At 66.5% G+C, this 13,771-nt stretch carries 13 protein-coding genes; 3 read left to right on the top strand and 10 right to left on the bottom strand.

Translation table 11 applies throughout. The features are described from left to right. Nucleotides 1-3 precede the first annotated feature (3 nt). Nucleotides 4-282 (top strand): cytochrome C oxidase subunit IV family protein, encoded by a 279-nt coding sequence (locus ACFXIV_RS27565; RefSeq protein ID WP_379399102.1) that lies wholly within the window; start codon nt 4-6, stop codon nt 280-282. 49 nt (nt 283-331) lie between these two features. Next, nucleotides 332-1,063, top strand: a complete 732-nt coding sequence (locus ACFXIV_RS27560; RefSeq protein ID WP_379399101.1) for a hypothetical protein — start codon at nt 332-334, stop codon at nt 1,061-1,063. Between the two features lie 82 nt (nt 1,064-1,145). On the opposite strand, the gene ACFXIV_RS27555 is transcribed toward ACFXIV_RS27560, so the two are convergent. The 10 genes from ACFXIV_RS27555 to ACFXIV_RS27510 form a co-directional block, all read right to left on the bottom strand. Next, a complete protein-coding gene (locus ACFXIV_RS27555) occupies nt 1,146-1,775 on the bottom strand; it encodes a TetR/AcrR family transcriptional regulator (RefSeq protein ID WP_379399100.1) in 630 nt (209 codons plus the stop codon). A 109-nt stretch (nt 1,776-1,884) separates the two neighbouring features. Further along, nucleotides 1,885-2,496, bottom strand: coding sequence for an ATP/GTP-binding protein (locus ACFXIV_RS27550; RefSeq protein ID WP_379399099.1), 612 nt, complete (start codon nt 2,494-2,496; stop codon nt 1,885-1,887). Next, entirely contained in the window at nt 2,477-2,857 is a 381-nt protein-coding gene (locus ACFXIV_RS27545) for a DUF742 domain-containing protein (protein WP_379399098.1), read from the bottom strand. The genes ACFXIV_RS27550 and ACFXIV_RS27545 overlap by 20 nt, the downstream gene beginning before the upstream one ends. After that, nucleotides 2,854-3,294 carry a roadblock/LC7 domain-containing protein gene (locus ACFXIV_RS27540; RefSeq protein WP_379399097.1) on the bottom strand — a complete coding sequence of 147 codons (441 nt, stop codon included), beginning with the start codon at nt 3,292-3,294 and terminating at the stop codon, nt 2,854-2,856. The genes ACFXIV_RS27545 and ACFXIV_RS27540 overlap by 4 nt, the downstream gene beginning before the upstream one ends. 11 nt (nt 3,295-3,305) lie before the next feature. Beyond that, on the bottom strand, nt 3,306-5,651 hold the full coding sequence (locus ACFXIV_RS27535) for a nitrate- and nitrite sensing domain-containing protein (protein ID WP_379399096.1): 2,346 nt from the start codon (nt 5,649-5,651) through the stop codon (nt 3,306-3,308). Next, nucleotides 5,648-7,273: a PEP-utilizing enzyme gene (locus tag ACFXIV_RS27530; RefSeq protein ID WP_379399095.1), complete on the bottom strand. Its 1,626-nt coding sequence runs from the start codon at nt 7,271-7,273 to the stop codon at nt 5,648-5,650. The genes ACFXIV_RS27535 and ACFXIV_RS27530 overlap by 4 nt, the downstream gene beginning before the upstream one ends. Then, nucleotides 7,270-8,775 carry a pyruvate, phosphate dikinase gene (locus ACFXIV_RS27525; RefSeq protein WP_379399094.1) on the bottom strand — a complete coding sequence of 502 codons (1,506 nt, stop codon included), beginning with the start codon at nt 8,773-8,775 and terminating at the stop codon, nt 7,270-7,272. Before ACFXIV_RS27525 ends, ACFXIV_RS27530 begins: the two co-directional genes overlap by 4 nt. Then, nucleotides 8,772-9,386 (bottom strand): hypothetical protein, encoded by a 615-nt coding sequence (locus ACFXIV_RS27520; RefSeq protein WP_379399093.1) that lies wholly within the window; start codon nt 9,384-9,386, stop codon nt 8,772-8,774. Before ACFXIV_RS27520 ends, ACFXIV_RS27525 begins: the two co-directional genes overlap by 4 nt. Before the next feature lie 29 nt (nt 9,387-9,415). Further along, a complete protein-coding gene (locus ACFXIV_RS27515; RefSeq protein ID WP_379399092.1) occupies nt 9,416-10,312 on the bottom strand; it encodes a hypothetical protein in 897 nt (298 codons plus the stop codon). After that, nucleotides 10,309-11,823, bottom strand: coding sequence for a PEP-utilizing enzyme (locus tag ACFXIV_RS27510; protein WP_379399249.1), 1,515 nt, complete (start codon nt 11,821-11,823; stop codon nt 10,309-10,311). Before ACFXIV_RS27510 ends, ACFXIV_RS27515 begins: the two co-directional genes overlap by 4 nt. Nucleotides 11,824-12,313: 490 nt before the next feature. Between ACFXIV_RS27510 and ACFXIV_RS27505 the strand changes: the two genes are divergently transcribed. Then, complete coding sequence (locus ACFXIV_RS27505; protein ID WP_379399091.1) at nt 12,314-13,747, top strand: wax ester/triacylglycerol synthase family O-acyltransferase; 1,434 nt, start codon at nt 12,314-12,316, stop codon at nt 13,745-13,747. Nucleotides 13,748-13,771 lie beyond the last annotated feature (24 nt).

Below are 13,771 nucleotides of genomic sequence, written 5' to 3'. Positions count from 1 at the left end.
GCATTGACGACACTTGTGCGCGGGCGGGTGACCGCCATATGGGGTGTCCTGGTCATGGCTACCGTGGTTTCCTGGTTTCTCGGCACCCACGGCGGTCACGATCGGACCGCCGGTCACCCCATCTCGAGTGTGGTGATCGTGTTGGTCGCGTTCATCAAGGTACGACTGATCGGTATGTACTTTATGGAATTGCGCGCCGCCCCACTATTATTGCGCACCCTCTACGAGAGTTACTGCCTCATTGTGTGCGGGGTGGTCATCGGCATGTATCAGTGGGCCTGACCCGATATCGAAGTCAGAGCTGTAAACGAGTAATGAAGGAATTGTTGAAATGAATCAGATGACCTTCCAGCGGATATGTGCATGGACAGGCATCGTATGCCCGCTCGTGTTCTTCGCGGGCCTGGTGGTGGCCGGCATGTTTCCACCGATGCTGCCCTCGCAGACCACCGCGGAGGTCGTGGCTCACTATCGGGATCACGCGAACGGCGTGCGGGCCGGTGCCGCGATGGTCATGCTCAGTTCGATGTTCTACGCGTCGTTCACCGCAGTCATTTCCGGCCAGATTCAGCGCATACCGGGTGTGCACCCGACTGTCGTCTTCACTCAGCTGGCCGGTGGCGCTTTCGCCTGCGTGACGTTCCTGCTGCCGGGTCTCCTCTTCGTCGTGACCGCATTCCGGCCGGAGCGTTCGCCGGAGCTGACCGTGCTGATGAACGACCTGAGCTGGATCTTCCTGGTCATGCCGTTTCCCCCGGTGATGGTGCAGGGCTTGGCATTCGCTTACGCGATCTTCTCCGACAACCGGAACCGTCCGCTGTTCCCGCGTTGGCTGGGTTACGTGAACATCTGGGTGCTGATCATGTTCTTCCCCGCCGTGCTGCTGCCATTCTTTCGTTCGGGCCCGTTCAGCTGGGGCGGCATCTTCGTCTTCTGGGTGCCGGCAACGGTCTTCGGCATTCAGTTCTTCCTGAATGTCGTCATGGTGCTGAAGGCGATCGGTCGCCCCGAATCCGAAGATGCGCAGCACCTGCAACCCCACGGCGGAGTCCTGGCCGCGTAAACCTTGCGCCGCAACCGGAGAACGAGGCGCACGACGTGAAGGGTGATCCCGCGGATCTGCGGGATCACCCTTCACGTTTCCATCAAATGCGGCCCGTCTTGTTCCATACTTCCGATGCCTCGCACGGGCTCAGACCCAGCGAGCACAGCACGTGCAGGCTGAACGCCCGGTCGATATCCGGCGTCTTGTGGCCTTCGAGGATCTCTCGGATGAGCGCCAGCGCCGCCCCCATCACGGCCGTCAGCGTCACCTCGATATCGGCGATCACGAACCGTCCCTGATCGATGCCGCTCTCCAATGCGATTCGCGCATAGGGGTATACGGCGGTCGTGAAGAGGACGTCCGCGTGGCTCAGGTTCACGATGAGCCGGGCGAAATCCGGATCCGAATCGCTGAGCCGCATGAATCGTGTGATGGCGTGGGCGACCGTGATCGCGGGGTCGATGTTCGCCTCGTCGGCGGGGATGGTCGCCGAGGCGAACTCCTGGAGGCTTTCGCTGACAACGGCTTCGACGAGTTCTTCCTTGGATGCGAAGTAGTTGTAGAACGAGCCCAGCGCGATATCCGCGCGTTCGGTGATCTCCTGGATACGCAGCCCCGCGACACCTCTCTCGGCGATGAGTGCGCGGCCGGTATCCAGCAGATTGCGCCGGTTGCGTTCCCGCCGGCGGTCCCGGCGGGTCGGAACGTTGGTCTGCTGGGTCTGGTTCACAGCGATCCTCTGCGGGGTTTCGATCGTCGGTCCGGGCAGTGACGTGAATAGGCCTTCATTGGATGAAAGCCTATTCACACTACGCGATACGCCGGCGAACCGTCGAACGCTATCCGACCGCAGGCCGGTGGCTCGCCGTACTGTTTGTCCGGATGTGTTCGAGCAGGCGGATCAGTATGGCCTTCCCGGACTCTCGACGCCGGACGTCACAGAGATGGATGGGGATGTCGTGCGGCAGGTCGAGAGCGATACGAATTTCCTGCTCGTCGTAGATGTCGGCCCCGTCGAAGCAGTTCACTCCGACGACGAACGGGATCCGGCGGGATTCGAAGTAGTCCACCGCGGGGAAGCAGTCTTCGAGGCGGCGGGTGTCGGCCAGCACGATCGCACCGAGCGCGCCGACCGATAATTCCTTCCACATGAACCAGAATCGGTCCTGCCCCGGCGTGCCGAAGAGATACAGGACCAGGCTCGGGCCGAGCGTGATGCGGCCGAAGTCCAGCGCGACGGTGGTGGTCGTCTTGTTCTCCACGCCCGTCAAATCATCGAAGGCCGCGCCGATTTCGGACAATCGTTCCTCGGTGCGCAGGGGCGTGATCTCGCTGACCGTTCCGACCAAGGTTGTTTTGCCTACTCCGAAACCACCTGCGATCAATAGCTTGACGACCTGGGTAGTGCCGAAATTGGAAGGGTCGGCGTACTCAGAGCCTGCGTATGCCATCGATCACCGCCTGCAGAAGGAGAGGGTCGGGCCCGCTCGCCGGTGGCGGCGGCGAACGGAAGATGAGGTAGCCGGAGTCGATCAGGTCCCCCACGAGCACCTTGACGGCTGCCAGCAGGAGGTGCAGGTGGGCGGCCAGCTCGACGATGGACTGCGGTCTGCCTTGGCAGAGCCGCACGATGTCGCCGTACTCCCGATCGAGCGCTGTCACTTCGGCTTCCGAGCGCACCGCGACGACGAGGGTGAGCATGTCCAGGTTGTGGCGGTCTTTGCCGGCTCGCCCCCGGGTCACGGCAAAGGGCCGGACCAGGGGACCGGGATCGTCCTCGAACGCCCAGGGGTCGTCTGAGCAGTGGTTCACGGCGCCCACTGTGTCCGCAGTGCGCCTGGCGTACTGCGGGGCATTGCCGAGAGCGCTTCGCCGACCTGTCCGACGATGACATTGATCTCGTAGGCGACCAGACCGAGGTCGGCCTCGATGGCGGCCAGCAGCGCCAGGCACGCACCCTGTCCGGCCTCGGTCACCACCAGGTAGCCCTCGCTGAACTCGACGACCGTTTGCTGCAGCGGACCCTTGCCGAAGCGGGCGCCGGCACCGCGCGCCAGGCTGTGCAGCGCCGAGGCGATGGCGGCGAGATGTTCGGCGTCTTCGGGGTCGAGTCCGGCCGAGCGGGCCAGTGCCAGGCCGTCGGCGGACAGCACCACCGCGTGCTCGGCCCCGGGCAGCCGGTTGACCAGGCCGTCGAGGAGCCAGTCCAGCGCATTGCGGCCGATCTGGACCTGCGCGTCGTCATTCATGCTGTGACCGTTCATGATTCGGGGGTTCGATACGTGCGGGCGCGCGCTTGACGGGTGCCGCGCTGGAAGGAGGCCATGGCCTGACGCACCTCCGCAGCGGGCCGGAGCCGATCGGCGGTTGCGGGTGACGGGGCATCGGTCGCGTCGTCGTCCACCCGCAGTTGCGGTGCCAGGTGTGCCTGCCTCTGTCGTCGCGGCAACGGGTTCCGGGAACCTGCGGTGGGAGCCGACGCGTGACGGCCTTCGAATGGGATCGCGGTGTGTTGCGCCGGGGCGGATCCGTTCGCTTCGACCACATCGGCGATGATCTCGGTCGGCCACGGGGGGAGCTGTTGGTATTCGCGGCCCGGCAGGCGCGGTACAGGGTCGTGGGCCGGCCGAACCGGCGCGTCGATCACCGTGGGCCCGGAGGCCCAGCCGATCGCGGCCGCCACCGGTTCGGCGTCGAACATGCTGGAGTCCAGCAGCTTGGTGGGGACCAGCACGATCGCCTTGATGCCGCCGTAGGCGGACTCCTGCAGACTGACCGTGATCCCGTGGCGGTGTGCCAGCCGGCTCACCACGAACAGCCCCAGATGCCGTTGTCCGGCCAGGGCCATTTCCTGGAAGTCCGGTGGATCGCGAAGGAGTTCGTTCAGCCGTTCGCGTTCGTCGAATCTGATGCCGAGGCCCTGATCCTCGACCTCGACGACCGCGCCGCGACCGACGATATTGCCGTGCACGGTCACCGGCGACTGCGGCGGTGAGAACGCGGTCGCATTGTCGATCAACTCGGCCAGCAGGTGAACGAGGTCCGCCACCGCGGTGCCCAGTACATGGGCTTGCGGCAATCGAATTGCGCTGACTCGCGCCAGATCCTGCGTCTCGGAGGCCGCGCTGCGGACGATCTGCTCCAGCGCCACCGGCTGCCGCCAGCGGCGGCCGGGTTGTGCGCCGCCGAGAATCAGCAGATTCTCCGCGTTCCGCCGGGCCCGGGTGGCCAGATGGTCCAGCTGGAAGAGCAGCTCGAGATGTTCGGGATCGTCCTGTTTGTTCTCGGCGAGGTCGAGCACATCGAGCTGGCGACGGACGATGACCTGACTGCGGTAGGCGATATCGAGGAAGACCTTGTTGAACCCGTCCCGGGTGCGGGCCTCGGTGGCCGCCGCGATCATCGCGGTGCGCTGCGCCGAACCGAATGCCGCTGCGACCTGACCTATTTCGTCATCGCGGTCATCGATCTGGGTCATCTCGGCATCGATGTCGACGTGCTCGCCGTCGTGCAGTCGCTCGACGATGGCCGGCAGCGTCTCGTTGGCCAGCTGAAGGGTCCTCGAACGCAGCGAGCGCAGTCGCCGGACGAGTCGGTTGGCCAGCAGCACCGCGAACGCGAATGTTGTCACCGCGATGATCGCGACGCCTGTTCCGGCCACGATCGAACGCACGAGTGACCGGTGCGCGGCGTCGGAGGCCAGGCCGTTGGCGTATTGCGCATGACCCTTGAAGAGGGCCATGAGCTCGGTGTCGACCGACTGTTCGGCAACACGCCAGTCCCCGAACGGGATCGGAAGATCGCCCTCGTCGGCGAGCTGGTCTTCCGACTCGACGGCGGTCCGCCATTGGGGGGATTCCCTCAGCTTCCGCAGCTGTGACTGCTCGGCGCCGGTGAGGCGCGAGGTCAGCCCGTCGAGTTGATGCCGGTACGCGCCGGTCAACTCGGTGACCCGGTGTCGATCGTCGAGCGGCAGAGTCCCGTGCGGAGCCGCCGCCGCGGCGAAACCGATTGCGCGCGAATGCAGATCGGTCATCCGCATCAGATCCGAGGCGCTCATCTCCTCTGCGGCGGTCAGTGAATCGGGGGTGTAGTGCGCCAGCCCCTCGAGCCCCATCGCGATGACATCGGCCAGCCTGGTGTAGAAATCGTCCACCTCGGTGGCGCTCGCCTGGCGGGCGTCGACGTTCTTCCGGACGATGGGCGCCTGGGCTGCGAGCGCGGCGAACGCCGGTGTCGACTGTGCCACGGCATTCTCGTTGAGCGCCTGCATCTGCGGTGCCAGCCGGGCGATCTCGGCCAGCGCGGCGTCGGTCTTCGCCCGTTGCCGTTGCAGTTCCGCGACCGTCTGCGGACTGCCGTCCAGCGCGGCGAGACTGGCTGTTCGTTCGTTCTGCACCGCGATGATGAAGGTGACGAGCGGATTCAGCTGCTCGGTCAGGTAATCGGACCAGCGGTACGCCGAACGGGCATCCTGCACCAGGCCGGCCACCGCGACCGATCCCGTCACCAGCAGGGCGGCACAGGGAATCAGCGCGATGGCGAGCACGCGGATACGGATACTCCGGTGGCGCAGGCCGGACGTGCGGAGCGAGCGTCTGGTCACGGGGCAGCCTGCGGGCCCAGGATTTCCACGGTGCCGAGATCGCCGTTCAGCCTGAGGAGCTGGCCGTCTTCGATGCGGTAGCTGCCGTTCTCGGTTCCGCAGACACACGGAATGCCGAGTTCGCGGGCGACGATGGGGCCGTGGCTGAGCAGCCCGCCGTGGTCGGTGACCACGCCGCCGGCGACCAGGAACAGCGAGACCCAGCTGGGGTCCGTGGTTTCGCAGACCAGGATGTCGCCTTCCTCGAGCTCGACGGTGTCGGGATCGCGGACGACCCGGGCCCTGCCCTCCACCACACCGCCGCTGGCGGCGACACCCGTAATGATTCCCGGGTCGGAAGGCGTTACGGCAGTGGCCTCTCCGGCCTTGCGCACCTCCGGTTGTCCCGTCCACGACTGCGGCAGCCGGTAGGCCAGTCGCTCCTGGTAAACGGCTGAACGGTCCGCGACGAGTTCGCGATGATCGCCGTCGACGCCGCGGACGAGCTCGTCGTAGGACAGGTGGAAGACGTCCTCGACACGATCGATCACGCCGCGTGCCACCAGATGGCCGCCCAGTCGCCGGGTCGCCGCGCGGGCGACGTCGAAGGTCAGCAGATAACCCGCCTTGCCCTGTTCGCGCAGCGCCAGGAAGCGAGCGGTGACCCCGGTGAGCATAGAGACGGTCCGTCGGCTGAATCCCGAAGTGGCACTGCTCAGTTCGGCCATCGCGCGTTCGCGGACCGCGGCCTGTTCGCGGCTGCGCTGCCGGGGTGCGCGCGGGCTGTCGGCCGCGATGGCACGGTAGTCGCCGAGGCGGTTCAGGATGGGACCCGGATCCTCGCGCCACGAAACACCCGACAGCTGGCCTTCATTGGAGCCGTGGTAGCCGTGACGGTCACAGAAGGTGTCCAGGGTGATCTCGTCGTGGGCGAGCGCCCACAGATCGTGCGCGACCTCGTTCTCGTCGGAACCCACGCCGGACATCAGCTGCGCTTCCAGACCCGGATGGCCGAGCTCGGCCACGGTGTCGCGCAGGCGATCCGCCAGACCCGAGCTGACGAAGGCCACGACCAGGTGTTCGATCATGATCTGCTCGAAGCGCTTTCGCGCATCGGCGAGGATGTCCAGGCATTCGGACTCGGTGCGGGCGGCCATGTCGGCCAGCCGATCGAGGCGCCAGCGACGCAACCCGGCGAACATGGCGTCGTGGCGGCGCGGCAGCGTCGCGACGGTCCAGGGCGCCTTGGCCAGGATGGCGGGGTATCTCCGGTACGAGGGGGCATCGACGGTGGTCGGGCGGACATAGCCGAACAGCTGTTGTTCCACCGCCGTCGGCGAGGTGCCGGGGATGAGATTGGCCAGGTCGCGGAACATGTCGATGTTCGCTGCCGCGCGTCCGGCGAACAGCGTCCAGAACATGTCCTCGATCCGATCGGGCAGCACGATCTGCGACGGTGCGAACACACCGAGCCGGACGAACATCTTCCGGAAGGCGAGCTCCATCGGTTCGTGGATGAAGGTGAATCCGAAGGTGGTGAAGACACCCGGAAACGCCTCTGCCACATTGCCTGTCGTCCACGTCTTACGAGGATCGCAACCCGGGGAGTCGAGCAGCGAGTAGACGGTGTGGCGGTCGGTCATGCGGTCCTCTCGGTGTTCAGGCGGTGGGCGCGCAGCCGGAGCAGTTCCGGCAGGCTGCCGGTGGCCGCCGCGCCGAGTTCGGTTCGGAGCCAATCGGATAGGAGCGCCAGGTCCGGGTCCCCGGATTCCGAACCGGTGATGATCGGCAGCCCGCCGTGGTAGACGGTCCCGGTGGTCGCGGACACGGTGACGAACTGTCCGGCCAGGGCGGTGACGGTGTCCGCGCCGCAGCCGACGATGCAGGGCACGCCCATCTCGCGGCACACGACCGCGGCGTGCGAGGTCGATCCGCCGAACTCGGTGAGCACGGCCGAGACCGCCGACATGGCGGCGACGTCATCCGGGTCGGTGGTGGGCCGGGCCAGGATCACGGATTCGCCTCGGGCCGCACGGTCTTCGGCCTCGTCGGCGTCGGTGACGACGACCCCCGATGCGATGCCCGGGCACGCCGGTTTACCGCTTGCCACACGCGTGGCCGTGGCGACCGCCGCGGGGTCCAGATGCGGGGTGAACAGTGCCTGGACATCCTGGACGCCGATCCGGTCGAGCGCCTCGCGGGTGTCGATGAGTCCCTGCCGCTGATGCAGAACGGCATGCCGGACAACGGCTTCCGGAGTCCGCTTGGCGTTGCGGGTCTGCAGCAGCCACAGTGTGCCGCCTTCGACGGTGAACTCGATGTCCTGTACGTCGCGCCGATCCTCTTCCAGACGCGTGGCGGCGGCCATCAGTTCGGCGTGGACGTGCGGCATCGACGCACCCAGGTCGTCCAGGTGCTGCGCATTGGCGCGGCCGGATACGACGTCCTCACCCTGCCCGCGCGGCAGCCATTCGCCGTAGGGTTCGGCCGAGCCGGTCAGCGGGTTCCGGGTGAACAGCACTCCGGTGCCGGATTTGTCATCGAAATTGCCGAAGACCATGGCCTGCACGGTGACCGCGGTGCCGCCATCGTCCGGGATGCCCCGCTCGCGGCGGTAATGGATGGCACGATCGGAATTCCAGGATTGCAGTACCGCGGTGGCTGCGAGCCGCAACTGTTCCCAGGGGTCCAGCGGCACCGGTACCCCGACCACCCGCTCGAATTGCTCGAGGAATCGACGCCGGGTGTCGGCCGCGTAGCCGGGATCCCCGCTCTCCATGGCGAGGGCCCGCTCGACCTCGTCGGTCATGCCGAGATTGAGAACCGTGTCCATCATGCCCGGCATGCTGGTCGCGGCGCCGGAGCGGACGGACACCAGCAGCGGCCGGGCCGCGGCGCCGAAGTGGCGGCCGGTGATCAGTTCGAGCTCTGCCATGGCCGCCGGGATCGCATCCCAGACGGAGTCGTCCACTCGCCGGTCGTTGGCGTAGTAGTCGCGGCACACGTCGGTGGTCAGGACGAAGGCCGGGGGTACTGGAATTCCGAGCGCGAGCATGCGGTCGATGCTCCAGGCCTTGCCTCCCACCACAGTTCGGTCGAGACCGGCGAGACCCTTGAGCTGTACGACGGAAGGATGCGTACTCATTCGGCCCTCCCGGCGGCGGCTTCGGCGACCCGGGACAGGCCGGCAAGCCCGATGAGGTTCTCGTGCAGCTCGAACCACACGGTGTGGTAGCTGTCGATCAGCGGTGCGGCCAGCCAGCGGTGCTCGCCCGCGGTGATTCGGCCGAGCGCGTCGGTGAATCGGCGCGGATAGTCCGACAGTAGGGGAGCGATACCCGCCAACCGGGCCACGAGCTCGAGGAAGTTCGCGTGCAGGTCGGAGAGTCGCCGGATGATCGTGTTGTCGTAGTCGGCGTCGGTGTGGTCGTTGGGCCGTTCACCGTCGATCAGCTGCCAGTCGGTCACCAGCTGCTTGAATCGCGAATTGTAGGAATCGAATTCGTGGTACGCGGCGGACAGGGCCGTCTGATCGGTCCCGGCGCGCACGGCCGCGAACAGTGTTTCGAGCCGCTGCCTGCCTTCGAGGGTCAGCTTGACGCGCCCTTTGACCTCTTCGAGCAGACCGGCTCCCAGCATGGGACGCAGAGCCGACTCGAGGGTGTCGCGTGCCAGATCGAGAGTCTCGCTCAGGTCCTCGATCCGGGGGCGTCCCTTGAGCCTGGTCGTTTGCAGAATCCGAATTTCGTCGTTCATTTCCAGTACTCCTGGTCGGTGCCGGTCGATCACCAAACGCGGTGCAGGATGCCCTGTTCGAACAGTCCCGCGCCCGGTCGGCCATCGAGGACCAGCCGCATGAAATCGTCGTAGGTGCCGAAGGCGGGGCCTTCGCTCGCCGCGCCCATCGGTACCCAGAACCCGGCCGCGCGATCGGTGAGGTGCGCGACGTGCTCGGAGCCGTCGGCCAGCGTCAGCGTCGCCCGCACGAACTGTGCGGCCGCGTCGCGAGCGAAGGCGATACCGGTGATGGGAGTGGACGATTCGCCCGTGATGTAGAAGCCGTCGCCGCGTACCGTGCCGTCCGCCCCGAGGAATTTCATCGCCGTGAGGAAACTGTCCTCGGACACGGCGATCAGGCCGGCGTACTCGATCCACTGGGCCGATTCGTCGCGGAATCCCCAGGTGCGGTCGCGCATTCCGTAGCCCTGGAAGGCGTGAGTCGTGCCGTCGGCGAAGGTCGCGGTCCCGGCGATCGCGCAGCCCTGCTGATAGTGCTGCAGCGGCTTGCCGGGGACGAGTTCGGGGATGAGCCCGCCGACCGCGTAGTCCGCGGGCACGAACAGCGGCGTACTGGTCAATTCCAAGGTCAGATCGGGGTGCTCGACCCGCACCACCCCGTCGAGCCCGAAGTCGATGGAGGAACTCGTGAAGCTGCCGGGTTCCAGGCTTTCGATGATCTCGGCGGTGCGACCGCCCGCCGACATGCTGCAGCGCGTGCGGCGCCCCCGTTCGTCGTTGGGGGAGGTCGACACGTGCAGCGTGCCGAAGACCTCGGCATCGGTATCCCAGACCGACAGGTACGCATTGTCTTTCCAGACCGGATCGCCCGGTGCCGCCGCCTCGGTGTGGATGGGTTCGGCGAGCGGGCCCCAGGCCGCGGTCGTGGTGAGGCTGGCGTTCACAGAGAATCTCCTTCGGTGGTGTGAATGATCTCCACGGAGCCGCTGGCGCCGTCCACGCGGACGACGTCACCGGTGCGGATGACCTGTGTTCCGTTCTTGGTGTTCATGACGCAGGGAATGCCGAGCTCCCGCGCGACCACGGCGGCGTGGCTGAGCATGCCGCCGATATCGACGACCAGGGCCTCGGACAGGAACATCAGCGAGACCCACGACGGGTCGGTCGTGTGTGCGATGAGAATGTCGCCGGCGTCGATCTCGGTCTCGGACGGGTCGAGCACCACCACGGCACGGCCTTCGACCACACCGGGTGAGGCGCCGACGCCGGACAGTGTGCTGGTTCGATCCCGCGCCGGGACCTCGATCGGTGTCGCGACGGGCGTACCGGTCCAGGAGGTCTCGACCTCGAGCGACTGGTACAGCCTCCGATCGGTACGGCGCCGGTCCACGATCGCGTGGAGGTCCCCGCCGAGCGAGCCGGTGATCTCCTCGCGCGTGAGATAGAAAGCGTCGTCGGGGGTTTCGAGCTGTCCCGTCGCGACCAGCAGCGCGCCGATGCGCCGGGCGCACGCCCGGATGACATCGAGGGCTTGCAGGTACGAGACCTTGCCGACGCCGCGTAGCGGCACGAAACGGCGTGCGAGTCGCAGGAGCAGCAGCGCGGGCAGCCGCTTCGACAACGGGAGATTGTCGAACAGCCGCCGTTCGGCCGCCTCACGGCGACTCACGGAATCGGCCTCGGTCTCCTCCGGTGCCGCAGTGCCGTCCAGCTTTCGGTACTGATCGATGATGCGCAGGATGGGCGACGGGTCCTCGCGCCATACCGTGGTGGACAGTTCGCCCTCGCCGGGGCCGTGATATCCGTGCCGGCACAGGAATTCGGGCAGCTCGAGACGCCCGCGCGACACTGCCCAGAGGTCGGACAGGACCGCGCTCTCCTCGTGCGATCCGTGCCCACGCATCAGGTCGGCCGGTGCGGTGTCGGCGGCGGTGGCCATCGTGGTGAGCTGTTCGTAGACCGGTTGAATCGCGCACGCGCTGACCACCGCCTGCATGGCGAGGTTGTCGGCGAATCGATCCATCGCCTGGTTCAGGAGTCGTTGCGCGTCCTTCAGATCGAGCGCGGCGCTGCTGGGGATGGCGGTCCGCCACCAGGCGTCGGTCTCGCGCCGTCGTCGCTCGATCTCGGCGGCGATGCCGAGAAGCGTTCGGGGATAACGCATCAGGATTATCGGGAGCCGTCGGTTCGACGGCTTGCTGACGAAATCGGGTGGGACGAAACCGAAGAAGTCCCGGGAGAGCGCCTCACCGGATTGTCCCGGGATCAGATCGCCCATCTCACAGAGAAAATCGACTCGGACCGCCATGCGGCCGTAGAAGACATTGGTGATCCGGTCCAGCGGATCCGCCGGGATCGCCCGCCGGTCGGCGTCCAGCGCGCCCATGGCGAAGAAGGGCGCGCGCAGCCCGAGCTCACTGGCAGGAACCCAGGCGCTGGCGCACAGGGGGGTCATCACACCCGGGACCGCCTCGGCCAGGTTGATGGAACTCCACGAGGCGTTCGGTGGTGATTCGCTGTGGAGCGCATTGGGAATGGCGACCACGGTTGGCTTCGATACGGTCATGAGTCCTGATCTTTCGTATGACACACCGCGCACGGTGGCCTCAGAGTAATCTAATTTACATTCATGTCAATATGTGGGACCGGTCACACTGGCGGATGCTGCATCGAGTCGCCCCTGGCTCGCCGAGAACGCGGTGGGGCCGCTGAAATTACACTCTGAAGTGGGCAAATCACCGCCGGAAGAGCCTGCTCCGGGCCGGTCGTGTGTCATGCGTAACGCCGATGCTGATTGGCCGGACGAGGCAGGAAATTTAACGTACATTAGATCAGCGCCGGAGATCGGGGGTCTCCGGCAGGCGCGCGCCAGGCACCCCTTGCTCTTGCGACGGCGTTCAACGACGAAGGCCATCCGTCCGTTCCAGTCGAGTGAGAACAGGTAGATGACGAGAACCTTCTTGAACCTTTTCGATGCCGCGTGGTTCTACATCGAAAAGCGCGATGCACCATCACATTTCGGACCGCTGCTCATCCTGTCGCCCCCGGAGGGCGCCGCCGGCACCTATGTGGGGGACCTGGTCACCCGGTGGAGGTCGGACCGGACCTTCGCCCCGCCGTTCAACCTGGTACTACGCAAGACACCCCTACCGGGCTGGCACACCGTTCCCAACGCCGACATCGATCTCGACCACCATCTCCGCCACATCGCGTTGCCCGCGCCCGGGGGTGAACGAGAGCTGGAAACGCTGGTGTCGCACCTGCATTCGCTGCCCCTGGATCGGCGTCGGCCACTATGGGAATGCCACGTGATCGAAGGGCTCGAACACGGTCGCTTCGCGATATACCTCAAGCTCCATCACGGGCAGCTCGACGGTGTCGGCGCCGCGCGACTGCTGGGGCGGATCCTGAGTCCGGACCCGGCGGCCCGTGGCATGCTGCCGCCCTGGAGCGCGGGCATCCGCGGCAACGGCGCAGCGCCTGAGCTGCGGGTCATCTCGGGGCGCGGCGCACGGCACCCGGCGTTGCGAATCGTCGGAACACTGTGCCGGGCAGTAGGTTCCGGCGCCCTCGCGGTGTCGGCGCTGATTCGCATGTTCATCGCGATCCACCGCGATCACACCGGCGCCCTGGCCGGACCGTTCCAATCCCCGGACACGGTGTTCAACCGCAGGGTGGGGAGCAAGCGGACATTCGTCACCCGGCACTACGAACTCGCGCGCCTGAAGCGGATAGCCACGGCCGCCGATGTCACCGTCAATGATGTGTTCCTCACCGTCTTCGGCGGCGCGCTGCGCCGGTACCTGCTGGAGCGGGGCAAATTACCCGCGAAATCGGTTGTCGGGCAATTGCCGGTCAACCTGAGGGACGCGAGTCAGGCGCCGGTCGGGAACGCGCTGGCGTTCCTGTTCGCGCGGCTGCACACCGAGATCGGCGATCCGCTGGCTCGGCTGCGGGCCGTGCATCGGTCCACCACCGCGGCCAAGCGGATGCAACGATCGCTGCCCGCGCATGTGGTCGCGCCGTTCACGATTCTGCTGACCGGTCCGCAGATCGGATTGTTCATCCTCGGACTGAGCGGCCGAGTCCGGCCCAGCGCCAACCTGATCGTGTCCAATGTCCCCGGTCCGACGCAGCCGCTGTACTACGACGGAGCGCCGGTAGAGCAGATCTACGGTCCGTCGGTGCTGTTCCACGGTCAGGCCCTGAACGTGACCATGTCCAGCTACGCACAGCAGGTCGACATCAGTTTCACCGCGTGCAGCCGGTCGGTCCCGAACGTGGCGGACCTGGCGGCGTACACGGATGTGGAACTCGAGGAGATCGAGCGAGTGCTCGGGGTGCCGACCGCGGTTGCGGGACAACAGACTTCGGCGTGATCGTCTCGGCCGGGCCGGCGGTGG

This window comes from Nocardia sp. NPDC059236, from assembly GCF_042754085.1.
GTDB lineage: Bacteria > Actinomycetota > Actinomycetes > Mycobacteriales > Mycobacteriaceae > Nocardia.
Note: the sequence above shows the minus strand (reverse complement) of the source record. Positions and strands in the feature narration are given on the sequence as shown.